This is a genomic window from Aliiroseovarius sp. Z3 (assembly GCF_029105185.1).
GTDB lineage: Bacteria > Pseudomonadota > Alphaproteobacteria > Rhodobacterales > Rhodobacteraceae > Aliiroseovarius.
The window spans coordinates 249143-274994 of record NZ_JAFMZK010000002.1 but is presented as its reverse complement, the minus strand read 5'-3'; the positions used below and the strand labels follow the sequence as shown (position 1 = coordinate 274994).

Here is a 25852-nt window from a genome sequence, read left to right as displayed (position 1 = left end):
GTGTGGTTCCCTCAATTCGCAGCATGGGCGGCGGCACAAAAGGCCGCGATCAGCCCGTCATCCTTGATCCCCGGCGCAGATTCAACCCCCGACGAGACATCAACTTGTTTGGCGCCGGTCAACCGGATCGCCTCGGCGACGTTATCGGGCGTCAACCCCCCGGCCAACATCCACGGGCAAGGCCAGTACTTGCGCCGCACCAACCGCCAGTCGAACGAAATCCCGTTGCCGCCGGGAAGATCGGCCCCTTTCGGCGCCTTGGCATCCACCAGCAGTTGATCCGCCACACCGGCGAAAAGGTCAATCAGCCCGACATCTTCCGGTCCGGCAATGCCTATGGCTTTCATGACCGGCAATCCATAGCGGGCTTTGACTTCGGCCACCCGTTCGGGACTTTCGCTTCCGTGAAGCTGCAGCATATCCACCACCGTGCCCGACACGATCCGGTCAAGCTGTGCATCATCGGCATTCACCGTCAGGGCAACTTTCGCCACGCCAACCGGCACATCCGCCATCAATTTTGCGGCCTGACCAACAGACACGTTGCGCGGGCTTTTCGGAAAGAAAACAAACCCCAGATAGCGCGCTCCGGCCGTCACCGCAGCACCAACATGCTGCGGGTCGGACAACCCACAGATTTTCACAGTTGCGCCCATGACAGTCAGATCACCTGGTCTCGTCAATCAAAGCCAAGACATCGTCGCCGGTGCGGGTCTTGGGTTCGCGCAGGTTTTTTACCTCGCGCGCCAACTGGTCGCGCTCTTTTCGGTGGCGGGCCCCTTCGGCACGGATCTTGTGTTCACGGAACCATTCCCAAACAAAACCGATCAGAACCCCTGCAACCACACCGGCAAAAATGACGACGAACAGGGGGAGTGTCATTGACCAGCTATATCCCAGAAACCCGGCGAGTTCCTGTGGCAGCAGATTCAGGGTCACCGTCGCTCGGTTGGCCAGTGCGACTGTTATCAGGACGACCGCAAGGGTCGCCAGAAAAGCATAACGGATGTATCGCATGGATACCTCTTACTTGCCGTTCAAACGGTCCCGCAGAAGTTTGCCGGTCTTAAAGAACGGAACATGTTTCTCTTCAACCTCGACCGATTCTCCGGTCCGGGGATTACGCCCAATTCGAGCATCCCGTTTCTTGACCGAGAATGCGCCAAAGCCGCGCAGTTCAACCCGGTCCCCCTTGGCCATTGCCTCAATGATCTCTTCGAAGATCGTGTTTACGATGCGCTCAACGTCGCGTTGATAAAGGTGCGGGTTTTCATCCGCGATCTTCTGGATCAATTCCGACCGGATCATTCTGGTCCCCCCAAATTGGCTATGTAATGGATTTTGCATCCTTATTCTGTCACGGATTATAGGAGCAAACCGCCGCGCGAGATACAAGCATTGCCATGCCTATGGGGTGTTTTTGGCAGGAAACGCGCAGTTTTTTCGGGATTTTCAGGCCGATGCCGCATCGGCAAATCACCTAACGGTCACTGTCGCGGATTTGTTGCAGCGCAGCATAACCCGTTGATTCGATGCAAAACAGCCCCGCGCATGGCACGGGGCTGCTTTTGACCTTTCAGAGCTGGACTTAGTTGTCCTGCTTCAGAGCGGCGCCCAGAATGTCGCCCAGCGACGCACCGGAATCCGAAGAACCGTATTGTGCGACGGCCTCTTTCTCTTCCGCGATTTCGCGCGCTTTGATCGACAGACCCAGACGACGCGATTTGCTGTCGACGTTGGTTACGCGAACGTCCAGCTTGTCACCAACCTGGAAACGCTCGGGGCGCTGTTCGGCACGGTCACGCGACAGGTCCGAGCGGCGGATGAAGGATTTCATGCCTTCATATTCCACTTCGATGCCACCATCTTCGATCGAGGTCACTTCCACAGTGATGATCGAACCGCGCTTCACGCCGCCAATGGCGTCTGCGAAGGGATCACCGTCCAGGGCTTTGATCGACAGCGAGATACGCTCTTTATCCGTGTCCACTTCCGAAACGACAGCTTTGACAACGTCGCCCTTCTTGAAGTTCTGGATGGCGTCTTCGCCACGCTCGTCCCACGAGATGTCGGACAGGTGAACCATGCCGTCGATTTCGCCGTCGAGACCAATGAACAGACCGAATTCGGTGATGTTCTTGACTTCGCCTTCGACCTCGGTGCCCTCGGGATGGGTTTCTGCAAACACTTCCCACGGGTTGCGCATGGTCTGCTTGAGGCCAAGCGACACGCGGCGTTTCGCCTGGTCGATTTCCAGCACCATGACTTCAACCTCTTGCGAGGTCGACACGATCTTGCCGGGGTGAACGTTCTTCTTGGTCCACGACATTTCGGACACGTGCACCAGACCTTCGACGCCCGGCTCCAGCTCTACAAACGCACCGTAGTCGGTGATGTTGGTCACGCGGCCAGTGTGTGTGCTTTCCAGCGGGTATTTGCCAGCAACCAGATCCCATGGATCGTCTTGCAGCTGCTTCATACCAAGCGAGATGCGGTGGGTGTCCTTGTTGATCTTGATGACCTGAACCTTGATGGTTTCGCCGATCGTCAGGATTTCCGAAGGATGGTTCACACGGCGCCATGCCATGTCGGTCACGTGCAGCAGGCCGTCAACACCGCCCAGATCAACGAACGCACCATATTCGGTGATGTTCTTGACCACGCCGTCAACTGCCTGGCCTTCGGTCAGGTTGCCGATGACTTCAGCACGCTGTTCGGCACGCGATTCTTCCAGAATTGCACGACGCGACACAACGATGTTCCCACGGCGGCGGTCCATTTTCAGGATCTGGAACGGTTGCTTCAGACCCATCAGCGGGCCCGCGTCACGCACGGGGCGCACGTCAACTTGCGACCCCGGCAGGAACGCAACAGCGCCGCCCAGATCGACGGTGAAGCCGCCTTTGACGCGACCGAAGATTGCGCCTTCGACGCGCGCATCGTCGGCATATGCTTTTTCCAGACGATCCCACGCTTCTTCGCGGCGGGCCATCTCGCGCGAGATGACGGCTTCGCCGCGCGCGTTTTCGGCGGAACGAAGAAAGACTTCTACTTCGTCACCAACTGCGATTTCAGGGGCTTCGCCGGGGTTAGCGAATTCTTTGACATCAACGCGGCCTTCCATCTTGTAGCCTACGTCGATAATAGCTTGGCCAGCCTCGATGGCGATGACCTTACCTTTGACAACCGAACCCTCTTCGGGGGTGTCCATTTCGAAGCTTTCGTTCAGGAGGGCTTCGAATTCCTCCATAGTTGCTTTAGCGCACATATGCGTTTTGTTCCTTTTCAAGTACTATTCGGGCCGTGCGGTTGGCTCCGCAGGTCTTGGATTTTCCAATTTGGTCAACAGGTTAGCCGCAAAACAAAGAGGGCCGGTGGCTCCGACCCTGCTCGTATCCCTGCTATCGCGGTGTGTTCACCTTGTCGACAGGGGCGGGAAATACGGGGATTCTACCAATAAAGCAAGGGGGTTTGCGCATATCCCCCTGCCCCGCGAAACGTCCTGAAAAGCGCGATCAGTCGATCCGGCGCAGGAAGCGTTCGTCCGGCTTGCGCACTTTCTTCATCGGCAGAAGCCAATCGCCGCTTTCGTCGCGATAGCCAAGCGGCAGCAACACAACCGACCGCAGCCCTTGTTCCCGCAGTCCGAGGATCCCATCCACTTTGTCGGGGTCGAACCCTTCCATCGGGGTGCTGTCCACCTCAAGCTCGGCCGCGGCAGCCAGAGCAAACCCCAGCGCGATGTACGCCTGGCGCGCGGCGTGTTCGAAATTCACCTGCGCCTCTCGCGGCAAATACGTGGCTTTCAGTTTGTCATAATATTGGCTGAGCATCGGGTTTTCGCCACCGCGTTCCTGCGCCATTTGGGCCGTCACCGCATCGATGCGATCCTCGGTGTAGTTATCCCATGCCGCAAACACCAACAGGTGCGAGCCTTCGGTGATTTGCGCCTGATCCCACGCGACAGGGCGGATCTTCTGGCGAATGTCGTCATTGGTGATGACCAAGACTTCAAACGGTTGCGTGCCCGATGATGTTGGCGCAAGGCGGATGGCATCCAAAATTTTGTTCAGCTTGTCTTCCGGAACCTTTTTCGCTGGATCCATCTTCTTGGTGGCATAGCGCCAGTTCAGTTTGTCGAGCATGTCTTAACAGTCCATTTTCTTGTCGGAACACTTCCGATGAACAAGACAGCTATGAAGCCACAGGACGAGCGACAACAGGCGCATCAACATGGCTGCTATGAGCTATCGACATGCCGCGATTGCGGCGACCGCGTTCGCCACAGCATCGGCGATGGACAGTTCGGATGTGTCGATGATCACAGCGTCCTCGGCAGGTTTCAAAGGGGCTTCGGCACGTTCACTGTCGCGTTTGTCGCGCGCAATCACGTCCGCCAACACGTCCTTTTGGGTGACCTCTATGCCTTTGTTGGAAAGCTCAAGATACCTGCGTTCGGCCCGGATTTCGGGACTTGCAGTCACAAACAGTTTCACGTCAGCGTCAGGACAGATCACGGTTCCGATATCGCGCCCGTCCAAAACAGCACCACCGTCACGCGCGGCAAAGCTGCGTTGGAATTCGAACAAGGCCGCGCGCACGTCGGGCAAAACCGCAACGCGGCTTGCCGCCTGAGCCACTTCGGGTGTGCGCAGCTCGCCTTCCAGATCCTCCGGCGTCAAAGCCTTCGCCGCTTGCACCGGATCACTGCCTGCCAAAACTTTGGCCCCGACCGCACGATACAGAAGCCCTGTATCCAGATGGGCAAAGCCGAAATGAGCGGCAACAGCTTTAGAGATCGTGCCCTTGCCAGCGGCGGCGGGCCCGTCAATTGCAACGGTGAAGCGGCTCATGAGTTGTTGCGCACAATTTGCGCGCCCAGGCCCGACATCAACGGTTCAAACACCGGAAAGCTGGTGGCGATCGGGCTGCCATCATCCAGATGGATCGGCTTTTGCGATGCAAATCCAAGGCAGGCAAAGCTCATCGCGATGCGGTGATCCAGAACGGTGGCAACCGTCGCGCCGCCCGGCACGCCCCCGGGGCCAAGGCCTTCGACAGACCACCAGTCTTCGCCCTCGTCCACCGTAACGCCGGCGGCGCGCAGGCCCTTGGCCATCGCGTCAATCCGGTCGCTTTCCTTCACGCGCAGTTCGTGCACGCCGGGCATTTCCGTCTTGCCGGTGGCAAAGGCGGCCACGACGGACAGAATGGGGTATTCGTCGATCATGCTGGCAGCACGTTCGGGCGGTACAACGATGCCCTTCATGTTGGGCGAGTATTTTGCACGCAGATCGGCAACGGGCTCGCCGCCTTCGGTGCGCTCGTTTTCAAACGTCAGGTCCGCGCCCATGTCCTGCAGGGTATAGAACAGGCCCGCACGGGTCGGGTTCAGGCCGATATTCGGCACCAGCACGTCCGAGCCGGGCACGATCAGTGCGGCACAGACCGGGAAGGCCGCCGAGCTGGGGTCGCGCGGGACGGTGATGGTCTGCGGCTTCAATTCAGGCTGGCCGGTCAGGGTGATCTTGTGGCCCTCGTCGGTCTCTTCGACGGTGATCTCGGCGCCAAAGCCTGCCAGCATCCGTTCCGTGTGGTCACGGGTGGCTTCTTTCTCGATCACCACGGTTTTGCCCGGCACGTTCAGGCCCGCCAGCAACACCGCCGATTTCACCTGCGCCGAGGCCATCGGGGTGGCGTAGGTCACGGCAACAGGTTCGCGCGCCCCAACGATGGTCATTGGAATACGGCCACCCTCGCGGCCATAGCTTTGCGCGCCAAAGAGCGCGATCGGATCGGTTACACGACCCATCGGGCGCGAACGCAGGGAGGCATCGCCCGTAAACGTCGCGGTGATCGGAGAGGTCGCCATCGCCCCCATGATCAGCCGCACGCCGGTGCCGGCGTTGCCGCAGTCAATCACATCCTCGGGCTCAGCAAAGCCGCCGACGCCAACACCGTTCACACGCCATTCGCCTTCACCCAGACGCTCGACATCGGCGCCGAAGGCCCGCATCGCATCTGCGGTGCCCAGCACATCTTCGCCTTCCAGCAGGCCGGTGATGTGGGTCTCGCCCACCGCCATTGCCCCAAGGATCAACGACCGGTGGCTGATCGACTTGTCGCCGGGCACGCGTGCCTCGCCCTTCAATGGGCCGGATTTGCGTGACGTCATTGGGATGGCGGGGCCGTGTCCGGACATGTGCTTTCTCCTGTCTTCTGCAAAAGCTGATAGCGCAGACATCTGGGTGAGGCCAGAGCGAAAGGGGCCTTGCCCCTCTGCGCGCTGCGCATTCACCCCAGGATATTTTCGGCCAGAAGAAGCCGACGGGTTGGTCAGAGGCGGCGGAAGGTCAAGTAGTGTGGCATGCGGCCTTCGCGCAGGGCTTTCTGTTCGTAGCGGGTCGAGATCCAATCGCTCCAGGGTGTGCGCCAGTCTTCGGGGCCTTCTGCCAACCATTCAAAGCCCGCGCGCGGCACCTCTTCCAGCGTCTGACGCACATAGTCGGGGATGTCGGTGGCCACCCTGAACTCTGCACCCGGTTTCAGCGCACGATGAAAGGGTTCGAGGTATTCCGGTGTCACAAAGCGGCGGCGATGGTGCCGCTTCTTGGGCCATGGGTCTGGATAGAGCAGGAAGGCCTTGTCGATGCTTTCCGGCGGCAGCACATCGAACAGATCACGCACATCGCCCGGATGCACCGCGATGTTCTGGCATCCTGCCTTGCGGATCTTGCCCAACAGCATCGCGACGCCGTTTATATAGGGCTCGCACCCAATGATCCCGACTTCTGGATGATGTGCGGCTTGGTGGACCATATGCTCGCCGCCGCCGAAGCCAGTTTCCAGCCAAACGGGCTTGCCATCGAACAGGGTTTTCAGATCAAGGGGAATGCGGTCGGGGTTCACATCCCAATCGACTGCGCCGGGGCTGAGGGCGACAAGATCCTCGTCCAGATACTCTTGCTGGCTGTCGCGCAGCCCTTTGCCCTTCAGTCGGCCATAAAAGTTGCGCCACGGTGCGCCCGAGCGGTGCTTGTGTTGTGGGGAGTCATCTTGTGTCATGGCCGCGCCTATGCCGTGCAAAGGGCGGCCACGTCAAGTGACGGGCCGCCCTTTGGCGCGCATTGGTGATGACAATCGGATTCAGACCGCCTTTTTCAAGGCGTCGACCAGATCCGTCTTTTCCCAGCTGAACCCACCATCTGCTTCCGGCGCGCGGCCAAAATGCCCATAGGCGGCAGTGCGTTCAAAGATTGGCTTGTTCAACCCAAGATGTTCGCGAATGCCGCGCGGCGTCAGGTCCATGATCTGGCGAATGGCTTTTTCGATCTCGGATTCGTCAACTTCGCCGGTGCGGTGGGTGTCGACGAGGATGGACAGCGGATGCGCCACGCCAATGGCGTAAGACAGCTGCAGCGTACAACGCTTCGCCATGCCCGCCGCCACGATGTTCTTGGCCAGATAGCGCGCGGCATAAGCGGCCGAACGATCCACCTTGGTTGGATCTTTGCCCGAAAACGCGCCGCCGCCATGGGGCGCAGCGCCACCATAGGTGTCCACGATGATCTTGCGACCGGTCAGACCGGCATCCCCATCCGGACCGCCGATGACGAACTTACCGGTTGGGTTCACATGCCAAACCGTGTCATCCGTCAGCCACCCATCGGGCAGAACGTCGCGGATATGCGGGGCAACCCGCTCGCGCACAGCATCGGGGGTCATCGACGCGTCCAGATGCTGGGTGGACAGCACGAGCGATGTGACTTCGACCGGCAGGTCATCCTTGTACCGCACAGACAATTGCGATTTGGCGTCCGGGCCCATCCAACCTTCGGTGCCATCTTTGCGCAGTTCTGCCAGTCGACGCAGAATGGCATGGCTGTATTGCAGTGGCGCCGGCATCAACGCGTCGGTCTCAACGGTGGCGTACCCAAACATGATACCCTGATCGCCCGCGCCTTCTTCTTTGTTTTCAGCTGCATCCACGCCTTGGGCAATGTCAGCGGATTGTGCATGCAAGAAGCTGTCGACGTTCAGGTTGGCCCAGTGGAACCCTTCCTGTTCATAGCCGATATCGCGGACGCACTCACGCGCGATGTCTTCGACACGCTGGATAACGCTCGCCGGGCCGCGCACCTCGCCGCCGATCACGACACGATCTGTTGTCGCAAAGGTTTCGCAGGCAACGCGTGCCTGCGGATCTTCGGCAAGGAAGGCGTCCAGAATGGCGTCAGATATGCGGTCACAGACCTTGTCGGGGTGGCCTTCGGAAACGGATTCCGAAGTGAATACGTGGTTCTTGCGTGTCATGAAAGTGCTCCGATGTTAAAGCCCACACCACGTCAGGAAGCCGTTGTGGCGGGATATGTCTTGGCGTTACATGGCAATCCTGCCGCGGTCAACGCGCTTTTACGACGCGCCGGACAAGCAGGCTGCACAAAGCAACAGTGATCAGCACAGCCAATGGCATGTCACCATGGCGGGAATAAGGCGTGGGTTGGTCAGCACCCGGCAAGGGTTGGTCGAGAAAACCTGCCTGACCCAGCGCAAGGGCGGCGCGCAGCTGACCGCGCGGATCAATCACCGCTGAAATGCCCGTATTGGCGACCCGGATCACCGGAAGGCCGAACTCGATCGCGCGAAAGCGGGCTTGTGCAAGATGCTGAAAGGGCATGGAATAGTCGCCAAACCACGCATCATTCGTCGCATGCAGCATCCAGTCAGCCCGCCCGGGGGCTGACCGGATATCCCGCGGGAATACCGCCTCGTAGCAAATCAGCGGCAAGGCCGCACCTGCCGCCCCGGTTTCCAGCAATCGTGCGCCCGGCCCCGCAGAATAACCATGCCCAGCGCGCGAAGCGAATGCGCTGATGCCGAACTGCTCTAGCCAGTCACCCAGGGGGATGTATTCGCCAAACGGCACCAGATGGTGTTTGTCATAGGTCGCCTGCACCTGCCCCTCTGGATCAATCAGAGCAAGGCTGTTGTAGTATTGCATCGCGTCACCACGCTGCACCCCGAACAGCACAGGCGCGCCCTGTGCCGCTTCGGCCATCTCGATGCGCAGGTCTTCGGTCCAATCCAGCAACGTTGGCACAGCGGTTTCAGGCCATATCACCAGATCGGGACGCGGTTGACCGGGGGCGGGGTCGGCGGCGGTGAACTCTATTTGCCGCGTGACGAAGTCATAGGCATGGTCGGGATGCCATTTCAGGTGTTGCGGCGCGTTGGGCTGGACAAGGCGCAGCGTCACATCGCGATCCGCGGGCAGGGGCATTTGCGCCCGTGACACACCAACGGCCAGACCACCGAGGCCGAGCACCACGCCCAGCGTCACCAACAGGAAGCGCGCGTGTGTGGTTGCTTCTGACGCCACAATCTGCGCCATCATCGCCGCCACAAGGAATGTCGCGGCCCCCAACCCACTGGCCCCAAAATAGCTGGCCAGTTGTGCGTAAGGCGTATCAATCCAGACATGACCCGGATTGCCCCAGGGAAATCCGGTGAACAACCAGCCACGGATCAACTCGGCCCCCGCCAGTGTCAACGCAAGCGAAACCCAACGAAGGCCCCGCGATGCGATGCGATGTGCCAACGCAGCAGCAGCCCCCCAGAGCAACGCAAGACCAGCCGCCATGAAGAACAAAGCAAATGGCGCCATCCATCCATGCCGGGCGGCATCGACAAAAAAGGGCTCGACCAGCCATGAAAGAGTGACGCCGAAATAACCGACACCCAGCCCCCAGGCCCGCAACCCCGCCTGTTTCGGGTGATCGCTTCTCTGGACAAGGTAGAACGCCGCCGCAAGGCCAACCAGAGTAAGAATGGGCCAGTTGAACGGGGCGTGACCCAGCGCGGCCACACCACCCGTCACGCCGGTGGCCAAAACCATCCGAACCGCTGCCAGACGGCTACGCTTGGTCATCAGATTTAGATGAGACTCGAACACGCAAGCGCTTGATCCGGCGCGGGTCGGCATCGACAACTTCGATCTCAGGGCCAGCCGGGTGGGCAATCACCTCGCCGCGCGCAGGCACGTGGCCCGACAGAACAAAAACCAACCCGCCCAGGGTGTCGACCTCTTCGTCGTCGATATCCTCGCCGGACAGGTCAACGCCAATCTCTGCCTCGAACTCGTCCAGCGGGGTCTTGGCTTCGGCAAGATAGCAGCCCGGTTTCTCTTCGACCCACAGCGCACCTTCTTCAAGATCGTGTTCGTCCTCGATCTCGCCAATCACCTGTTCGATCAGGTCTTCGATGGTCACCAGCCCATCGACGCCGCCATATTCATCAATGACCAACGCCATATGGATCCGGTCGGTTTGCATCTTTTGCAGCAGCACGCCGATCGGCATCGACGGTGGCGCATAAAGAAGCGGGCGCAACAGTTTACGCAATGCAAAATCCGTGGCCTTCGCATCCACCGCGCCATTGAACCCATAGTTCAGAGCAAGGTCTTTCAGGTGAACCATCCCGTTCGGCGTGTCCAGCGTGCCGTCAAACACCGGCAATCGGGTCAGCCCGCTTTCACGAAACAACGCAACGAGGTCGTCTTTTTCTATGTCCACCGGGGCCGAGACGATCTCGGCCTTGGGGACCATGACATCTTCGACCCGCATACGGCGCAGGTTCATCATGCCCGGTGTGACAAGTGGGGATACGCCGTATGTGACGGCGGGTGCGTTCAATGGAGGCTCGCTCACCGTATCCGACGGGCTGAGCGCCCCGACAATACGACCGAAAAAACCGGTCCTGCTACTTTCGGTTTCACTTGGCGCGCTTTGCGCTGCCTTAGAAGAACCGTCTTCGGTGTCGCCCATCTTTCCTTTTCCATATTCGCGCAAAATGGCGCTGTTTGTTAAATATATGGGTTTGAAATGCTCATCTTGCCAAGGATTTCAACCTCCAACCCCTCCATCAGGGCCGCATCTTTGTCGTCTATGTGATCATAACCCAACAGATGCAACATCCCATGCACCAATAAATGTGTCACATGAGCGGGGAATTTCTTATCCTGAGCAACAGCTTCGCGCTGACACGTTTCATATGCAATGGCGATGTCGCCCAGCTCGGGGTCCGATGGCGGACGCGGTGCGCCGCCCGGCTTGTCGGGCGCACGATCTTCTGATGGCCAGGACAATACGTTGGTCGGCAAAGGTTTGTCGCGAAAGTCAGCGTTAAGCGCAGCGATCCGCGCATCGTCACAGGCCAGCAGGCTGATCTCAAACCCCTGCCCGTCCGGCGGTGTCAGGGCAAGATGATCGGCCACGATCTGTGCGGCCTGACCAGCCAGAAGGCCCAAATCCAACGCCGCCCAGCGTTCATCTTCGATCACCAAATCGACATTCATGTCAGCGGTCGCGCTGCTCGCGCTCGGCTTTCTTGGCCATCGCCTTTTGCGCTGCGTCGTCATAAGCCTCGATAATCTTGGCAACCAGCGGGTGGCGCACCACGTCTTTCGACGTGAAATAATTGAACGCGATCTGGTCGATGCCCTTCAGCAATCCTTCGGCATCGCGCAACCCGCTGTCCACGCCGCGCGGCAGGTCAATCTGCGTGCGGTCACCGGTGATGACCATCCGCGACCCTTCACCCAGACGGGTCAGGAACATCTTCATCTGCATGGTGGTGGCATTCTGCGCCTCGTCCAGCACAACATAGGCGTTGGACAAGGTTCGCCCACGCATGAAGGCCAGAGGCGCAATTTCGATCCGCTTCTCTTCGATCAGCTTGGCCACCTGCTTGCCGGGCAGAAAATCGTTCAGCGCGTCATAAAGCGGCTGCATGTAAGGATCGACCTTATCCTTCATGTCGCCGGGCAGATAGCCCAGCTTTTCGCCCGCCTCGACTGCCGGACGGCTCAGGATCAGGCGGTCCACATGCCCGCCCAGAAACATGTTCACCCCGACCGCAACCGCCAGATAGGTCTTGCCGGTGCCCGCCGGGCCAATGCCGAAGGCCAATTCGTTCTGAAACAGGTTCTGAACATAGGCTTTCTGCGCCTCGGTGCGGGGTTCAACGGTTTTCTTGCGGGTCTTGATCTCGACCGCGCCGCCCTTGAACATCTCCATCTGGTCACCGTCGCGGGTGCCGGTGCCTTCGTCCGAACCGCCCATGCGAATCTCGGCGTCGATGTCGCCCGGTTCGATCCCCTTGCCGCTTTCCAGGCGCTGATACATGGCCTGCAAGACCTCGACCGCCTTGGTGCGTGCGCTGGCCTCGCCGAACACCGCAAGCTGATTGCCGCGCCGCACGATCTGCACGCCCAGATGGCTTTCGATATGGGTCAGGTTTCGGTCAAACTCACCGCACAAATCTATCAACAGGCGGTTGTCGGGAAATTCAAGCAGCGCTTCTTCGGCGGTCGAGGCGTCGGGCGCCGCGCTCAGATTTTCAAATCCCAATAGGGGTCTCCTGGTCTGATCCTACAAGATGATGGTGCCAAGTGCAGAAGGCGGGCGCAAGCCCCCTTCGGAAATCTTCACGAATTCGATACAATTAGGGCAGATTTCTAACCGACCAGCTCGCCCGCCAGCGAATTGGTGCTGCTGTCCACGATCCGAACGCGCCGAAGCTCGCCGACCTGCCCATCAGGGGCCTGAACATGCACGGCATGCAGGTGATCGGACTTGCCAACCATCTGCCCTTCAAGCCGACCTTTCTTTTCAAACAGCACACCAACCTCTTTCCCAACCATGGCCTGTTGAACGGCACGCTGTTGGTCAGTCAGCAACGCTTGCAACCGGTACAGACGATCCGTCGCAACCGCATCATCCACCAGCGCCCGTTCGGCAGCAGGCGTGCCGGGGCGGGTCGAATATTTGAAGCTGTAAGCCTGTCCATAGTTCACTTCGCGGATCAGGGACATCGTATCCTCGAAATCCTGATCGTCTTCTTCAGGGAACCCGACGATAAAATCACCTGACAGCAGAATATCGGGACGCGCTTCGCGGATACGCTCGATCAGGCGCAGATAGCTGTCCGCCGTGTGGCTGCGGTTCATCCGCTTCAGAATCTTGTCAGACCCGGACTGAACCGGCAGGTGCAGATAGGGCATCAGCTTGGCACATGTCCCATGTGCCTCGATCAGGTCATCGCTCATGTCGTTGGGGTGCGAGGTGGTGAAGCGGATGCGTTCCAGCCCATCCACGTCATTGAGTGCCCAAATGAGCCTGGCAAGTGACCAATCGCCCCCCTCGCCCGCACCGTGATAGGCGTTGACGTTCTGGCCCAAAAGCGTGATTTCGCGCACACCGCGTTCGACCAGATCACGGGCTTCGCGCAGGATGCGGTCAACCGGGCGGCTGACCTCGGCCCCGCGGGTATAGGGAACCACACAGAAGGCACAGAATTTGTCGCAACCTTCCTGAACAGTCAGGAACGCCGACGGGTTGCGCGCGGCTTTCTTTGCCCCATGCCGCACCGGCAGATGTTCAAACTTGTCTTCTTCCGGGAAATCGGTGTCCAGCGCCTTTTCGCCCTTCGCCACCTGTTCCATCATCTGTGGCAGACGGTGATAGGTCTGCGGCCCGACCACCAGATCGACCAGCGGCTGACGGCGCATGATCTCTTCACCCTCGGCCTGAGCGACGCAACCGGCCACGCCGATTTTGAGGTCAGGCTTGTCGGCCTTCAACCCTTTGAAGCGGCCCAGCTCGGAATAGACCTTCTCGGCGGCTTTTTCGCGGATGTGGCAGGTGTTCAGCAGGATCATGTCCGCATCGTCGGGCGTATCGGTTTGCACATACCCGTCCGCCCCCAGCGCCTCGGCCATGCGTTCGCTGTCATAGACATTCATCTGGCAGCCATAGGTGCGAATAAAGAGTTTCTTCGGGTCGGACATGACGCGCATTTCCTGCTGGATAAGGCTTTGGATCAGGTCCCGTGTCCTATAGCAAAGCGGATCACGCCGCAACGCTTGCAAAAGGCTTTGATTTCATAGCATTTTGGCGCAAACGCCGCAGAATCTTGCGGATGGGAAGTGGACGCGATGCGCTATGATGGCCTGACAGATTTCCTGAGCACCGGCGCCAAGGCGCTGGCAAAAGGCCCTGTCGCGATGATCTTTGTCGAGGATCTGGTCGAGGTCGAAAGCACCATCACTCACCATCAGAACGCAGGTTTCATTGAAATTCTGGTGCTCGCGCCCGACGTGCTGGACTTGCCCGCTGCGTTGGAGAATACGATCCACCGCATCCCCTATGCCGTCGCACGCGACGGTGCCGTGGAACATGCCGTCAACAAGGTCATCGACGCCGCCCCCGGCATCTGGCTCTATTACTGTTTCAACGCCGAATACCTGTTCTATCCGTTCTGCGAAACCCGGTCGATCGGAGAGCTTCTGGCCTTCCACACAGAAGAACGCCGTGACGCCGTTTTGACCTATGTTGTGGACCTTTACGCCGATGATCTGACAACGCATCGCGACGCGGTATCCCTTGATCACGCGTATCTGGACAAGTCCGGCTATTATGCTTTGGGCCGCCCGGATGGCGACGGCAACCCGCGCGAGCGCCAGTTGGATTTCTTTGGTGGGCTGCGCTGGCGGTTCGAGGAACACATCCCACCCGCGCGGCGGAAGATCGACCGAATCTCAATCTTTCGCGCGAAGAAGGGCTTGAAGCTGAGGCCCGATCACACGTTCAGTGATGAAGAATACAACACCTATGCCTGCCCCTGGCATAACAACATCACCGTTTCGATCGCGAGCTTCAGAACCGCCAAGGCGTTGAAATCCAATGCAGGATCGACCTTCGAGATATCCACCTTCAAATGGCACAACTCGACCCCATTCGAGTGGACGTCACAACAGCTTTTGGACCTTGGGTTGATGGAACCGGGACAGTGGTTTTAAGCCCGCGAAGGTGCCTCCCTTTACATCCAGCCCCAATCCTTTAGGGTCTGCCCATCATACGAGCACCTGCTGAGAAAGCGGCCTCGTCCATCAATCCCCATACATCACGAGGCATTCATGACCGAAGTCACATCCGGCGCAACTGTGCGCATTCACTACACTGGGACACTTGAAGACGGCACGGTCTTCGACAGTTCCGAAGGTCGCGATCCACTGGAATTTACAGTCGGATCCGGCATGATTATTCCCGGACTGGACAAGGCCCTGCCCGGTATGACCGTTGGCGAGAAGAAGAAAGTCACCATCGCCCCGGAAGAGGCCTATGGACACCGTCAGGAGGAAGCGCTTCTGGAAGTGCCGCGCGGTGATATTCCGGCGGAAATTCCGCTTGAGGTCGGGCTGCAACTTCAGATGACCGGGCAGCAAGGCCAGCCGGTTCCCGTCACCGTGACCGAACTGACCGAGGAAAGCGTGACGCTGGACGCCAATCACGCGCTGGCCGGCAAGACGCTGATCTTCGATTTCGAAGTCGTCAGCGTCGCGTGAGGCCCCATGAAAACCAGAGCGCGCGCCCGAGGGGCTTTGCCCCTCACCCCAGGATATTTTCAGCCAGAAGAAACAGCGCGCGGTGTTATTTGCGACGCAGCCGGATCACCACGTCGACTTTCGCAATCTCGGTTCCCTTGGGGGCATCCGGAAGTTTTGCAATCTTCAGGTCTTCATCCGGTGCATCCATCAGTTCTTCTGTATCCTCCCAGAAGAAATGCGGGTGGTTCGAGACATTCGTATCGAAATAGCTGCGCGCGCCATTCACGGTAATTTCGCGCAGAAGCCCGGCATCTGAAAACACACGAAGGGTGTTGTAGACTGTCGCAAGTGAAACCCGGTCGTCGCTGTCGCGCGATGCCTCGTACAGGCTTTCCGCCGTCACGTGTCGATGCCGCCCGTCGCCAATCAGAAGCTGTGCCAAAGCAAGCCGTTGCCGGGTCGGGCGAAGGTCCGCGCTTGCCAGCCATGCCGCTTCGGTTGTGTCGCCGTTTTGGTCCATCAGGTCGCCGTCTCGTCCGTTGTGATCGAAAGTGCATACTGAATATAGGGCCAGAGGTGCCAAAGTGCCAATATTTTCTGCTCAGCCAGTGTGGCTATGCTGCCGCGCCGCGCGCGGCCATACCGTTCGCCCGCCCTTGCGTCGGGCTTGGGCCGGGTGATAGAGGGTGAAGGGAAGGAAAACACAAGATATGGGGCGGAGGGAATGGCGGATTATCCGACGAGTTTCGACAAGGAAGATCTTCTGAAATGTGCACAGGGGGACTTGTTCGGCCCTGGCAATGCACAGCTTCCGGCCCCGCCGATGTTGATGATGGACCGTATCACCGACATTTCCGGTGATGGCGGCGCGCATGGCAAGGGCCATGTGATTGCCGAATTCGATATCACGCCCGACCTCTGGTTCTTTGACTGTCACTTTCCTGGCAACCCGATCATGCCCGGTTGTCTTGGGCTTGATGGCCTGTGGCAACTGACCGGCTTCAACCTGGGCTGGCGCGGCTGGCAGGGGCGCGGATATGCATTGGGTGTCGGTGAGGTCAAGCTGACCGGCATGGTGCGCCCGGATCGCAAGATGCTGACCTACAAGATAGATTTCACCAAGGCCGTGCAAACCCGGCGTTTGACCATGGGGGTCGCTGACGGGATTGTGGAAGCGGACGGAGAAGTTATCTATCAGGTGAAAGACATGAAGGTCGCGCTGAGCGAGAGCTGAGGCAGTCCTGGCTGAAAGAAAGGAAAACAAGAGAGATGGAAACACTCCTCACTCTTGTTTTTCTGATTTTGGGCGTTGTTATCTTCGCTCAAAGGCTTGATCGTAAAGCACGGCGTTTCGAAAGAAATGTTAGGCGTACGTTTGCATCACCAAGAAAGCAAAGTGCTCCCGGAAGGGCAGCAACCACTGCACCACCACAGAAGCCCGTCACAAGCGCGCCTTTCAATGCAGAAAAAGCCCATCCCGCCGAACCGCACACCGAAGTTAGCGGACCCGCGTATGTCGTCGATGGCGACACCATCAAAATCAAGAAAACGCAGATCAGGCTTTTTGGCATCGACGCGCCGGAGCCAAACCATCCACATGGCAAAAAAGCCAAATGGGAGCTGGTAGGTCTGTGCAAGGGGCAAACAGTCCGCGCCGTCATCACAGACGAAGATGACCACGGGCGTACGGTTGCCAAATGCTACTTGCCCGATGGCCGTGATTTGTCTGCGGAGATGGTCAAGGCTGGGCTGGCCATTGACTGGCCAAAATTCTCGGGCGGGAAGTATCGCCCTCTGGAAGTCGAGAACGCGCGGAAGAAAATGTGGCTGGCAGATGCGCGACAGAAGGGTCGCATCCATGTTTGGGAGCAGTACGAAGCGCGGAAAAAAGCTCAGAAAGAAGGGGCATCAGGAACGCCGAACTGATCGAACCCTCCACCTTCCCGCCTTGCACCACCCCCACCAATCCCCTACTAAGAATTGAACGTTTTCAAGGGAGGCCACGCATGCGTCGTGTCGTCGTTACCGGTCTGGGCATTGTCTCGGCCATCGGGAACAACAAGGACGAGGTCCTGGCCTCGCTTAAGGCTGGCAAGTCCGGCATTACCGCCAATCAGGACATGGTCGATCACGGGTTCCGCAGCCAGATTGCGGGCATGCCGAATATCGACATTGCCGCCCATGTGGACAAGCGCACGCTTCGGTTCATGGGGCCGGGTGCCGCCTATGCGCATATCGCTATGACCCAGGCGATTGCCGATGCGGGGCTTGGCGAAGATGACATCGTGAACCCGCGCACCGGCTTGGTGGCTGGCTCTGGTGGCCCGTCGACCAGTGCAATGTTTGCTGCGCATCAAACGGCGTTGGAAACGGGCGCGACCAAGCGGATTGGTCCGTTTGCAGTGCCAAAATGCATGGGGTCGACGATTTCGGCAAACCTTGCGACCGCGTTCAAGATCAAAGGGATCAACTATTCCATCACCTCGGCTTGCTCGACATCGCTGCACTGTATTGGAAACGCGGCCGAACAGATCATGATGGGCAAGCAGGACGTAATGTTCGCCGGTGGTGGCGAAGAACTGGACTGGACGCTGTCCTGCCTGTTCGACGCGATGGGTGCGATGTCGTCAAAATACAATGAAACACCCGACAAAGCGTCGCGGGCGTTCGACGCGGATCGCGACGGGTTCGTCATCGGCGGTGGCGGGGCGATCCTGGTGCTTGAAGAGCTTGAGCACGCCAAGGCGCGCGGCGCAAAGATATATGCCGAGGTCACGGGCTATGCAGCCACTTCGGACGGCCACGACATGGTGGCCCCGTCCGGCGAGGGGGGTGAGCGCGCCATGCGGCTGGCCCTGCAAACCCTGCCCGAGGATCGAAAAGTGGGATATATCAACGCTCATGGCACCTCGACCCCCGTTGGCGATGTCGGAGAAGTGGAAGCCGTGCGCCGGGTCTTTGGCGAAGGGTCGACGCCTGTTATCAGTTCGACCAAGTCGATGACCGGACACAGCCAGGGCGCCACGGGTGCACAGGAAGCGGTCTATTGCCTTCTGATGCTGGAAAACGACTTCATCGCACCGTCGATCAACGTAGAAAACCTGGACCCTGCGATCAATGAAGGCGAGATTGCAACCTCGCTGGTTGAGAATGCGGGGCTGGACACGGTGATGACCAACAGTTTCGGGTTCGGCGGGACCAATGGCTCAATGCTTCTGAGCAAATACCGCGACTGATGATTGAAATAGAAACGAGGGACTGACATGGCAGGGCTAATGCAAGGGAAACGCGGCCTCATCATGGGGGTTGCCAATAACCGTTCAATCGCGTGGGGCATTGCGCAGGCGATGGCAAATGAAGGCGCGGAGCTTGCGTTTTCGTATCAGGGTGATGCCTTCGGGCAACGGGTTCAGCCACTGGCTGCGTCGGTCGGATCCGATCTTCTGGTCGATATGGACGTGACCAATGACGAGGCGCTGGACAAGGGGTTTGATGCACTTTGGTCCAAGTGGGACAGCATCGACTTTCTGGTGCACGCCATTGCCTATTCCGACAAGAACGAACTGACGGGCCGGTTTGTCGACACCAGCCGTGCAAACTTCAAGAACTCGATGGATATCAGCTGTTATTCGCTGATCGAGGTGGCGCGCCGCGCCGCACCAAAGATGACCGAAGGCGGCACGATCCTGACCCTGACCTATGGCGGGTCGAACCGCGTAACCCCATTCTATAACGTCATGGGCGTAGCCAAGGCGGCGCTGGAGGCGTCGGTCCGCTATTTGTCCAACGACCTCGGTCCCGACGGCATTCGTGTCAACGCCATCTCACCCGGCCCTATGAAAACGCTGGCCGGTGCGGCCATTGGCGGGGCGCGCAAGACGTTCCGGCACACCGAAGCCAATTCGCCCATGCGGCAGAACGCGACGTTGGAAAGCATCGGGGGCACTGCGGTTTATCTAGCGTCCGACTACGGGGCCTGCACAACCGGAGAGATCATCACGGTTGATTGCGGCTTTCATGTGCTTGGGATGCCCCAGCCCGAAAACCTCTGACCGGAAAACCGTCAGCTATACGTCTTGTAGAACACCCGTCATTCTGGCGCGTGTTCTGGATTGGGTGCGGTCGTGCCTTCTGCTTGCACCCCTTCCCCAAGCGGTGCTTACTGGCGCAAACAGGTTGTGACGGGGAACGAGTATGGAAAACTTTACCGCACGGGATGGGCTGACGCTGGCCTATCGGGATGAAGGTGAGGGTCTGCCGGTTCTGGCCTTGTCCGGGCTGACCCGCAACTCGGACGATTTCAACTTCGTAGCCCCACACCTGTCGCATGTGCGCCTGATCCGCATGGACTATCGCGGGCGCGGCGCGTCGGATTGGGGACCGTATCAGACCTATACGGTCCCGCAGGAGGCAGACGATGCGCTGATGTTGCTGGATCATCTGGGCATTGACCGAGCTGCGATCTTGGGCACATCGCGCGGTGGTCTGATCGCGATGGGGATTGCCATGGCCGCGAAGGACCGCCTGCTGGGGGCATGTCTGAACGATATCGGTCCGGTGATCGACCCGCGCGGGTTGGATTACATCAAGGGCTTCCTGGGTCGCCAGCCATCTGCCCGTTTCTACAAGGACGCCGCCAATGCCCGCGGCCAGATCATGGAGGCGTCAGGCTTTCGCGGTGTCCCGTCCGAACGTTGGGACGCCGAAGTGCGTCACCTGTATTCACAAACCGAAACCGGATTGAAAAACCGATACGACCCGGACCTGCGCGAGGCTGTTCTGGAAGCAGGTGCACAACCTGCACCCGATCTTTGGCCCTATTTCGACGCGCTGCACGACCTGCCCGTGGCGTTGATTCATGGGGAAAACTCGGACATCCTGACCGATGACACGGTCGCAGAAATGCGGCGACGTAACCCCGACATGCGCTATGCGCGCGTCGCCGATCGCGGTCACGTCCCGTTTCTGGATGAACCCGAAGCCCTGGAAACGATCCATGCGTGGTTGGAGGATGTGCGGTGAATATCGACGACATCCGCGCCGCTGACACATGTCTTGAAGGCTATGTGCGTCGCACACCATTGCTCAACTCACCGTTTCTGGACGACATCGCCGGCAAGCGGATTTTTGTGAAACCCGAGTGCCTGCAACACACGGGCAGCTTCAAGTTTCGTGGCGCATGGAATGCGATCTCGAAACTGTCGGAAGCGCAGCGCAGGCAGGGTGTTATCGCTTTCTCGTCCGGCAACCACGCCCAAGGGATCGCGATGGCTGCCGCAACAGTCGGCGCGCCGTCGGTCATCGTCATGCCGTCAGATGCCCCACGCCAGAAAATCGACAACACCCGTGCGCTGGGGGGCGAGGTCGTTCTGTATGACCGCGCCAGCGAGGATCGGGACCAGATCGGCGCGCAAATTGCCTCGGACCGTGGGCTGACCCTGATCAAGCCGTTCGACAATTACGATGTGATTGCCGGACAAGGCACAGTCGGGCTTGAGATTGCGCGACAGGCAAAGGCGGCTGGCGTCGACGCGGCGGCGGTGCTGGTGCCCTGCGGCGGGGGTGGACTGACGGCTGGCATTGCCTTGGCATTGGACGCGGACGCCCCCGATTTTCGGGTTCACCCGGTCGAGCCTGAGGGGTTTGACGATGTCGCCCGGTCGCTGGCATCCGGCCAGATTGAACGCAACGCACGCTTGTCGGGGTCGATCTGCGATGCCATCATCACCCCATCGCCGGGCGAATTGACGTTTCCGATCCTGAAGCGCCTGTGCGGCCCCGGATTGGTGGTGCGCGAAGACGATTGCCAGCGCGCGATGGTTGCGGCCTTCAACCGCCTGAAGATCGTTGTCGAACCCGGTGCGGCGGTGGCGCTTGCCGCAGCCTTGTTCCACGCCGATCAGATCGACAGCGACACTGTTATCGCGGTGGTATCGGGTGGCAATGTTGACGGGCCGGTCTTTGCGGATGCCTTGACCCGTTTCGCCTGATCGGAGGACCATATGACAGATTTCACCATCGCTTCGTTCAACGTAAAGAACCTGATCGGGCCGGATCAGGAATATTACGAGTTCCAAAGCTACACGCCCGAAGAATACGCGTGGAAACGTGACTGGATGGCCGATCAGTTGATGGCGCTGGATGCCGACATCATCGGGTTTCAGGAAATCTTCGAAGAAGATGCCCTGCGCGATGTGATCGGCGAGGCGAACAAACGCACTGCTGCGCTGAACGCGGCGACCATCCCCGACAAAAGCAAGGGGTATCACCGCAAGGCGATCTTTCGCAAACTGGCGATCCGACCTTGGGACATGGATCATCTGGCCTTTGCGCCCAATGCCGCCGACCAGGGCCCAGGCCAGCGCAGGCCCGGCGTCGCGATCCTGTCACGGTTCGGGTTTGCCGAACCGCCGCAGGTCATTCAGGATTTGCCCGAGCCACTGACCATCCCCTTCACCGCCCTGCGCGGGCTTGAGGGCGAAGCAGGCCATTACACCCTTACGCGCCTGTCTCGCCCCATCCTGCGCGCCCGCATTCCCATCGGTGACAAGGTGGTCACAGTGTTCAATTGCCACCTGAAATCGAAACTGGGCGAATTCATCCGCCCGCCCGGCGCTGAGTTCGCCCCCGAAGAAGACCTGACCAACTACGACCCGGTCGGGCGCGCCCTGGGGGCTGCGCGCGCCGCCATGCGCCGCATGGCCGAAGCCTGGGTACTGCGCAGTTTTATCGTCGAGGAGTTACGCCAGAACAATCCGGTCATGGTGCTTGGTGATTTCAATGACGGCGAACACGCCGTCAGCTCGGAAATCATTTCGGGCGAGGTACCGTTCAAGAATTATGCTTGGATGTTGAGACACGATGCGAAATCCGACCGGGATCGTTACAGCAGGGAAGAAAGCATTCAAATCACCCGAGACGTCGAGGCCGTTCGCCTGCATTCTGCCGAAAAGCTTTTCGTTCGGAAATCACTGCGCGACATGGTCTATACCTCGGCCTTTGCGGGTGTGTTTGAAAGCATCGACCAGATTTACCTCAGCCGTCATTTCCACCCGGACAACCCCCAGCGCATTGCGGATATGACCTACTTCAGCGTGTTGAACGACCACATCACCGATGGCTCTCACCCCGAGGCGCCATATAACAAGCTGGCGTCGGATCACGGGCAGATCATGGCCTATCTGACCATGCTTGGTGACGAGGATAAGGCGAAGAGATGATCATCATTCCTGATGGTGATGGCCTGAACCTTCATGTCGTCGAAAGCGGGACACGAGACGGCCCCGCCGTGGTTTTTGCACATGCGCTTGGATCAGATCTGACGATGTGGGACGCGGCGGTCGCCAGATTGCCACAAAGCCTGCGCCTGATCCGGATGGACATGCGCGGCCATGGCAAAAGCCCCTGCCCCGACGGGCCGTATCCTATGGGGGACTTGGTCCGTGACGCAGCGCGCTGTCTGGATCGGCTGGGCGTCAAGGATTGCGTTTTTGTCGGCCTGTCAATCGGTGGGATCATCGCGCAAGGGCTGGCGGCGGAACGGCTGGATTTGGTGCGCGGTCTGGCGATGTCCAACACCGCGACCAAGATCGGCACGCCCGCCATATGGGCAGACCGGATCAAGGCCGTGCGTGAAAACGGGATCGACTCGGTGGTGGATGTCACCCTAAAACGCTGGTTTTCCCGTGCAACCCAGCGCGATCGCCCACAAATCGTGGATGCCGCCCGCGCCCGGCTGCGCGCCACACCCCTTGCAGGCTATCTGGGCTGCATGGAAGCGATCGCCGACACCGATCTTTATGAAAGCACCGCCCGGCTGCGCCTGCCCACACTGGTGATTGCCGGGTCCGAAGACGGCTCGACCCCCGCTGATCTGGTGCGCGAGACGGCAGGGCTGATCCCCGGTGCGCGGTTCGAACTGATCCGTGGCACGGGCCATATGCCCCCGGTCGAGAAACCGGATGAGTTTGCAAATGTGTTAGGCGATTTCCTGACAACAATAGGCCACCTGTAAGCTTTAACGCCAACAGATATTCCCTGCGCAACGCATTCGCGCTTGGCAATCACCCCGCACCTGCGCCACCATGCTGGAAACCATGTGCAGGAGGTCCAGATGGGGACAATCAAAGCAGCCGTTTGTCACGCGTTCGGCGAACCCCTGGTGATCGAAGACATCTCGATCCGTTCCCCTGAGGGAAGCGAGGTCGAGGTGACGCTGGACGCGGTCGCGATCTGCCACAGCGACATTACCTATATGCAGGGCGATTGGGGTGGCTCTTTGCCCGCCGTCTATGGCCACGAAGCCGCAGGGCGCATTACCGGAACGGGCGATCGCGTCCGCGGTTTGGCGGTTGGAGATCCGGTTGTCGTCACCCTGATCCGCGCTTGCCAATCCTGTCCAAGCTGCGCCTCTGGCTCGCCCGTCACCTGCGAAACGCCCTATGATGGCGACCACGGTCCCATCAAGACACATGATGGCGGCAAGCTGCATCAGGCGATGGCCACCGGCGGCTTTGCCGAGCGTGTCGTGGTGGAACAAAGCCAGGTGGTTCGGATCCCTGATGGCATGGCGATGGATGTCGCATCGCTTCTGGCCTGCGGTGTGATCACCGGTGTGGGGGCAGCGGTGAACGCCGCCAACATCCGGCCCGGTCAGGTCGTCGTCGTGATCGGGGCGGGCGGTGTCGGGCTGAATGCCATTCAGGGCGCGCGCATTGCCGGGGCATCCCGCATCATCGCCGTCGACATGAGCGAAGAGAAGCTGGACACCGCGATCGAATTTGGAGCGACCGACGGCATATTGGCCACGTCCGATGCGCCATGGAAAGCCGCCTTCAAGGCCGCCGGGCGTGGGGCGGATTCCGTCCTTGTTACCGTGGGGGCAATTCCAGCCTATGACGTCGCCCCGCGCTATCTGGCTCCGGGTGGCAAGGTGGTGATGGTGGGCATGCCCCATTCCGGTGGCCTGTCTCACTACGAACCGGTGATCCTTGCAGCCCTTGGTCAGGGCATGGTGGGCAGCAAGATGGGCGATGTCGTAATCCAGCGCGACATTCCATGGATGATCGACCTGTATCAACAGGGACGGCTGAAACTGGACGAATTGATTTCGGGCCGCTGGCGTCTGGATCAGATCAACGAAGCCATCGCCGACACCAAATCCGGCGCGGCCCGTCGCAACGTCATCGTTTTCGACCGCGATTAGGAGGCAGCCATGCGCCTTGAGGACCTTGAAATCTTCGTGGTCGCCCCACCCGCGCCGGGATGGGGTGGGCGCTATTGGATCTTCGTCAAGCTGACCACCGACACCGGCGTCGTTGGTTGGGGCGAGGTTTATGCTGCCTCTGTTGGACCGACCGCCATGCGGGCTGTCATCGAAGATGTCTTTGCCCGCCACATGCAGGGCGAAAACCCCGAGAATATCGAGCTGATGTTCCGCCGCGCTTACTCCGCCGGGTTCACTCAGCGCCCTGACCTGACTGTCATGGGCGCGTTTTCAGGTTTGGAAATCGCCTGTTGGGATATTCTTGGAAAGGCGCGGGGGCGGCCTGTCTGGGCACTTCTGGGGGGCAAGATGAACGAACGCCTCCGCTCGTACACCTACCTCTATCCCGACCCGCAGCACCCACTGCCGCAGTTCTGGACGTCTTCCGCCATGGCGGCCGAGGCTGCGGTAACGCGTGTGGATCAGGGGTTCACCGCCCTGAAATTCGACCCTGCCGGACCCTATACCATCCATTCAGGCCACATGCCGTCGATCCGCGACATCACACGTTCGGTCGAATTCTGCGCGGCTATTCGAGAGGCCGTGGGCGACAGGGCAGACCTGCTGTTTGGCACCCATGGGCAATTCACCACGGGCGGAGCGATCCGGATGGCACAGGCCATCGCCCCCTATTCCCCCCTGTGGTTCGAGGAACCGGTACCACCGGACAACATCGCTGAAATGGCAAAGGTGGCCCACGCCAGTCCGGTTCCCGTCGCCACCGGAGAGCGCCTGACCACCAAGGCAGAATTCGCCGAGGTTCTGCGCCAGGGTGCGGCGTCCATCCTGCAACCGGCCCTTGGTCGTGTTGGCGGGATATGGGAGGCAAAGAAAATCGCGGCCATCGCCGAAGTGCACAACGCCCTCATCGCCCCGCACCTTTACGCCGGTCCCATCGAGTGGGCGGCAAACATCCAGCTTGGCACCTCGATCCCGAACCTGTCGATGATTGAGACCATCGAACAGGGCGGCGATTTTCACCTCGCCCTGATCGGCAATACGCTGCGCTGGGAACAAGGTTTCGTCATTCCGCCGGACACGCCGGGGCTGGGCATCACCCCTGACGAAGACCTGATGCGCGCGCATCCCTATACTGGCGACGGGTTGCACCTGGAACCCCAAGAGGCACCATGCAGCTACACCGAAGAAAACTGTTTTGAAGGCGGCGCACCCGTGCGAAAGGACTGATGACTGCTTGGTAA

At 59.6% G+C, this 25852-nt stretch carries 27 protein-coding genes and 1 riboswitch; of the genes, 12 read left to right on the top strand and 15 right to left on the bottom strand.

Annotated elements, in window-relative coordinates; genetic code table 11:
- Positions 1 to 11: 11 nt before the first annotated feature.
- From J3R80_RS04325 to miaB, 14 genes are all read right to left on the bottom strand, one after another.
- Positions 12 to 656 (bottom strand): phosphoribosylanthranilate isomerase, encoded by a 645-nt coding sequence (locus tag J3R80_RS04325; protein WP_275392528.1) that lies wholly within the window; start codon positions 654 to 656, stop codon positions 12 to 14.
- 10 nt (positions 657 to 666) lie between these two features.
- On the bottom strand, positions 667 to 1017 hold the full coding sequence (locus J3R80_RS04320; protein ID WP_275392527.1) for a LapA family protein: 351 nt from the start codon (positions 1015 to 1017) through the stop codon (positions 667 to 669).
- 9 nt (positions 1018 to 1026) lie between these two features.
- A complete protein-coding gene (gene ihfB / locus J3R80_RS04315) occupies positions 1027 to 1308 on the bottom strand; it encodes an integration host factor subunit beta (RefSeq protein ID WP_091428481.1) in 282 nt (93 codons plus the stop codon).
- Positions 1309 to 1588: 280 nt separating this feature from the next.
- Positions 1589 to 3268 carry a 30S ribosomal protein S1 gene (gene rpsA, locus J3R80_RS04310; RefSeq protein ID WP_275392526.1) on the bottom strand — a complete coding sequence of 560 codons (1680 nt, stop codon included), beginning with the start codon at positions 3266 to 3268 and terminating at the stop codon, positions 1589 to 1591.
- Positions 3269 to 3515: 247 nt separating this feature from the next.
- A complete protein-coding gene (locus J3R80_RS04305) occupies positions 3516 to 4145 on the bottom strand; it encodes an NAD(P)H-dependent oxidoreductase (RefSeq protein WP_275392525.1) in 630 nt (209 codons plus the stop codon).
- Between the two features lie 102 nt (positions 4146 to 4247).
- Positions 4248 to 4853: a (d)CMP kinase gene (gene cmk, locus J3R80_RS04300; RefSeq protein ID WP_275392524.1), complete on the bottom strand. Its 606-nt coding sequence runs from the start codon at positions 4851 to 4853 to the stop codon at positions 4248 to 4250.
- Entirely contained in the window at positions 4850 to 6202 is a 1353-nt protein-coding gene (gene aroA, locus J3R80_RS04295; RefSeq protein ID WP_275392523.1) for a 3-phosphoshikimate 1-carboxyvinyltransferase, read from the bottom strand. Before aroA ends, cmk begins: the two co-directional genes overlap by 4 nt.
- Positions 6203 to 6336: 134 nt before the next feature.
- The gene (locus J3R80_RS04290) at positions 6337 to 7065 is read right to left on the bottom strand and encodes a tRNA (guanine(46)-N(7))-methyltransferase TrmB (RefSeq protein ID WP_275392522.1); all 729 of its coding nucleotides are present in this window, start codon (positions 7063 to 7065) and stop codon (positions 6337 to 6339) included.
- Between the two features lie 81 nt (positions 7066 to 7146).
- Positions 7147 to 8313 (bottom strand): methionine adenosyltransferase, encoded by a 1167-nt coding sequence (gene metK, locus J3R80_RS04285; protein ID WP_275392521.1) that lies wholly within the window; start codon positions 8311 to 8313, stop codon positions 7147 to 7149.
- A gap of 5 nt (positions 8314 to 8318) precedes the next feature.
- Positions 8319 to 8368, bottom strand: a riboswitch (SAM-SAH riboswitch).
- A gap of 33 nt (positions 8369 to 8401) precedes the next feature.
- Positions 8402 to 9928 (bottom strand): apolipoprotein N-acyltransferase, encoded by a 1527-nt coding sequence (gene lnt / locus J3R80_RS04280; protein ID WP_275392520.1) that lies wholly within the window; start codon positions 9926 to 9928, stop codon positions 8402 to 8404.
- On the bottom strand, positions 9915 to 10823 hold the full coding sequence (locus tag J3R80_RS04275; protein WP_275392519.1) for a hemolysin family protein: 909 nt from the start codon (positions 10821 to 10823) through the stop codon (positions 9915 to 9917). Before J3R80_RS04275 ends, lnt begins: the two co-directional genes overlap by 14 nt.
- A gap of 38 nt (positions 10824 to 10861) precedes the next feature.
- Positions 10862 to 11353: an rRNA maturation RNase YbeY gene (gene ybeY / locus J3R80_RS04270; protein ID WP_275392518.1), complete on the bottom strand. Its 492-nt coding sequence runs from the start codon at positions 11351 to 11353 to the stop codon at positions 10862 to 10864.
- Position 11354: 1 nt separating this feature from the next.
- Positions 11355 to 12407 carry a PhoH family protein gene (locus J3R80_RS04265; protein WP_275392517.1) on the bottom strand — a complete coding sequence of 351 codons (1053 nt, stop codon included), beginning with the start codon at positions 12405 to 12407 and terminating at the stop codon, positions 11355 to 11357.
- A 107-nt stretch (positions 12408 to 12514) separates the two neighbouring features.
- Entirely contained in the window at positions 12515 to 13846 is a 1332-nt protein-coding gene (gene miaB / locus J3R80_RS04260) for a tRNA (N6-isopentenyl adenosine(37)-C2)-methylthiotransferase MiaB (protein ID WP_275392516.1), read from the bottom strand.
- A gap of 147 nt (positions 13847 to 13993) precedes the next feature.
- Between miaB and J3R80_RS04255 the strand changes: the two genes are divergently transcribed.
- On the top strand, positions 13994 to 14857 hold the full coding sequence (locus J3R80_RS04255; protein WP_275392775.1) for a hypothetical protein: 864 nt from the start codon (positions 13994 to 13996) through the stop codon (positions 14855 to 14857).
- 117 nt (positions 14858 to 14974) lie between these two features.
- Entirely contained in the window at positions 14975 to 15403 is a 429-nt protein-coding gene (locus J3R80_RS04250) for a peptidylprolyl isomerase (protein ID WP_275392515.1), read from the top strand.
- 85 nt (positions 15404 to 15488) lie between these two features.
- Here J3R80_RS04250 and irrA read toward each other — a convergent pair whose 3' ends face one another.
- Positions 15489 to 15905 (bottom strand): iron response transcriptional regulator IrrA, encoded by a 417-nt coding sequence (gene irrA / locus J3R80_RS04245; protein ID WP_275392514.1) that lies wholly within the window; start codon positions 15903 to 15905, stop codon positions 15489 to 15491.
- 204 nt (positions 15906 to 16109) lie between these two features.
- On the opposite strand from irrA, the gene fabA reads away from it, so the two are divergent.
- The 10 genes from fabA (at position 16110) to J3R80_RS04195 (ending at position 25838) form a co-directional block, all read left to right on the top strand.
- Positions 16110 to 16619, top strand: a complete 510-nt coding sequence (fabA, locus tag J3R80_RS04240; protein WP_275392513.1) for a bifunctional 3-hydroxydecanoyl-ACP dehydratase/trans-2-decenoyl-ACP isomerase — start codon at positions 16110 to 16112, stop codon at positions 16617 to 16619.
- Between the two features lie 35 nt (positions 16620 to 16654).
- Positions 16655 to 17311 (top strand): thermonuclease family protein, encoded by a 657-nt coding sequence (locus J3R80_RS04235; RefSeq protein ID WP_275392512.1) that lies wholly within the window; start codon positions 16655 to 16657, stop codon positions 17309 to 17311.
- An 80-nt stretch (positions 17312 to 17391) separates the two neighbouring features.
- Complete coding sequence (gene fabB, locus J3R80_RS04230) at positions 17392 to 18621, top strand: beta-ketoacyl-ACP synthase I (protein WP_275392511.1); 1230 nt, start codon at positions 17392 to 17394, stop codon at positions 18619 to 18621.
- A gap of 27 nt (positions 18622 to 18648) precedes the next feature.
- A complete protein-coding gene (locus tag J3R80_RS04225; RefSeq protein ID WP_275392510.1) occupies positions 18649 to 19437 on the top strand; it encodes an enoyl-ACP reductase in 789 nt (262 codons plus the stop codon).
- Between the two features lie 142 nt (positions 19438 to 19579).
- Entirely contained in the window at positions 19580 to 20407 is an 828-nt protein-coding gene (locus tag J3R80_RS04220) for an alpha/beta hydrolase (RefSeq protein WP_275392509.1), read from the top strand.
- Positions 20404 to 21375 carry a threonine/serine dehydratase gene (locus J3R80_RS04215; protein WP_275392508.1) on the top strand — a complete coding sequence of 324 codons (972 nt, stop codon included), beginning with the start codon at positions 20404 to 20406 and terminating at the stop codon, positions 21373 to 21375. The genes J3R80_RS04220 and J3R80_RS04215 overlap by 4 nt, the downstream gene beginning before the upstream one ends.
- 12 nt (positions 21376 to 21387) lie before the next feature.
- On the top strand, positions 21388 to 22605 hold the full coding sequence (locus tag J3R80_RS04210) for an endonuclease/exonuclease/phosphatase family protein (protein ID WP_275392507.1): 1218 nt from the start codon (positions 21388 to 21390) through the stop codon (positions 22603 to 22605).
- Positions 22602 to 23399 (top strand): 3-oxoadipate enol-lactonase, encoded by a 798-nt coding sequence (gene pcaD / locus J3R80_RS04205; protein WP_275392506.1) that lies wholly within the window; start codon positions 22602 to 22604, stop codon positions 23397 to 23399. Before J3R80_RS04210 ends, pcaD begins: the two co-directional genes overlap by 4 nt.
- A gap of 99 nt (positions 23400 to 23498) precedes the next feature.
- Positions 23499 to 24590 (top strand): zinc-binding dehydrogenase, encoded by a 1092-nt coding sequence (locus J3R80_RS04200; protein WP_275392505.1) that lies wholly within the window; start codon positions 23499 to 23501, stop codon positions 24588 to 24590.
- A 9-nt stretch (positions 24591 to 24599) separates the two neighbouring features.
- Positions 24600 to 25838 (top strand): mandelate racemase/muconate lactonizing enzyme family protein, encoded by a 1239-nt coding sequence (locus J3R80_RS04195; protein WP_275392504.1) that lies wholly within the window; start codon positions 24600 to 24602, stop codon positions 25836 to 25838.
- The last annotated feature ends 14 nt before the right edge of the window (positions 25839 to 25852 follow it).

What these genes read in the sequence shown, in the direction of transcription:
- J3R80_RS04325 (WP_275392528.1), bottom strand. Translation starts at nt 656, where the DNA reads ATGGGCGCAACTGTGAAAATCTGTGGGTTGTCCGACCCGCAGCATGTT.
- aroA (WP_275392523.1), bottom strand. Translation starts at nt 6,202, where the DNA reads ATGTCCGGACACGGCCCCGCCATCCCAATGACGTCACGCAAATCCGGC.
- J3R80_RS04275 (WP_275392519.1), bottom strand. Translation starts at nt 10,823, where the DNA reads ATGGGCGACACCGAAGACGGTTCTTCTAAGGCAGCGCAAAGCGCGCCA.
- J3R80_RS04200 (WP_275392505.1), top strand. Translation starts at nt 23,499, where the DNA reads ATGGGGACAATCAAAGCAGCCGTTTGTCACGCGTTCGGCGAACCCCTG.
- J3R80_RS04220 (WP_275392509.1), top strand. Translation starts at nt 19,580, where the DNA reads ATGGAAAACTTTACCGCACGGGATGGGCTGACGCTGGCCTATCGGGAT.
- fabB (WP_275392511.1), top strand. Translation starts at nt 17,392, where the DNA reads ATGCGTCGTGTCGTCGTTACCGGTCTGGGCATTGTCTCGGCCATCGGG.
- rpsA (WP_275392526.1), bottom strand. Translation starts at nt 3,268, where the DNA reads ATGTGCGCTAAAGCAACTATGGAGGAATTCGAAGCCCTCCTGAACGAA.
- J3R80_RS04210 (WP_275392507.1), top strand. Translation starts at nt 21,388, where the DNA reads ATGACAGATTTCACCATCGCTTCGTTCAACGTAAAGAACCTGATCGGG.
- J3R80_RS04195 (WP_275392504.1), top strand. Translation starts at nt 24,600, where the DNA reads ATGCGCCTTGAGGACCTTGAAATCTTCGTGGTCGCCCCACCCGCGCCG.
- J3R80_RS04290 (WP_275392522.1), bottom strand. Translation starts at nt 7,065, where the DNA reads ATGACACAAGATGACTCCCCACAACACAAGCACCGCTCGGGCGCACCG.
- J3R80_RS04255 (WP_275392775.1), top strand. Translation starts at nt 13,994, where the DNA reads ATGCGCTATGATGGCCTGACAGATTTCCTGAGCACCGGCGCCAAGGCG.
- cmk (WP_275392524.1), bottom strand. Translation starts at nt 4,853, where the DNA reads ATGAGCCGCTTCACCGTTGCAATTGACGGGCCCGCCGCCGCTGGCAAG.
- J3R80_RS04305 (WP_275392525.1), bottom strand. Translation starts at nt 4,145, where the DNA reads ATGCTCGACAAACTGAACTGGCGCTATGCCACCAAGAAGATGGATCCA.
- J3R80_RS04225 (WP_275392510.1), top strand. Translation starts at nt 18,649, where the DNA reads ATGGCAGGGCTAATGCAAGGGAAACGCGGCCTCATCATGGGGGTTGCC.
- metK (WP_275392521.1), bottom strand. Translation starts at nt 8,313, where the DNA reads ATGACACGCAAGAACCACGTATTCACTTCGGAATCCGTTTCCGAAGGC.
- lnt (WP_275392520.1), bottom strand. Translation starts at nt 9,928, where the DNA reads ATGACCAAGCGTAGCCGTCTGGCAGCGGTTCGGATGGTTTTGGCCACC.
- irrA (WP_275392514.1), bottom strand. Translation starts at nt 15,905, where the DNA reads ATGGACCAAAACGGCGACACAACCGAAGCGGCATGGCTGGCAAGCGCG.
- J3R80_RS04320 (WP_275392527.1), bottom strand. Translation starts at nt 1,017, where the DNA reads ATGCGATACATCCGTTATGCTTTTCTGGCGACCCTTGCGGTCGTCCTG.
- pcaD (WP_275392506.1), top strand. Translation starts at nt 22,602, where the DNA reads ATGATCATCATTCCTGATGGTGATGGCCTGAACCTTCATGTCGTCGAA.
- fabA (WP_275392513.1), top strand. Translation starts at nt 16,110, where the DNA reads ATGGCGGATTATCCGACGAGTTTCGACAAGGAAGATCTTCTGAAATGT.
- J3R80_RS04250 (WP_275392515.1), top strand. Translation starts at nt 14,975, where the DNA reads ATGACCGAAGTCACATCCGGCGCAACTGTGCGCATTCACTACACTGGG.
- miaB (WP_275392516.1), bottom strand. Translation starts at nt 13,846, where the DNA reads ATGTCCGACCCGAAGAAACTCTTTATTCGCACCTATGGCTGCCAGATG.
- J3R80_RS04235 (WP_275392512.1), top strand. Translation starts at nt 16,655, where the DNA reads ATGGAAACACTCCTCACTCTTGTTTTTCTGATTTTGGGCGTTGTTATC.
- ybeY (WP_275392518.1), bottom strand. Translation starts at nt 11,353, where the DNA reads ATGAATGTCGATTTGGTGATCGAAGATGAACGCTGGGCGGCGTTGGAT.
- ihfB (WP_091428481.1), bottom strand. Translation starts at nt 1,308, where the DNA reads ATGATCCGGTCGGAATTGATCCAGAAGATCGCGGATGAAAACCCGCAC.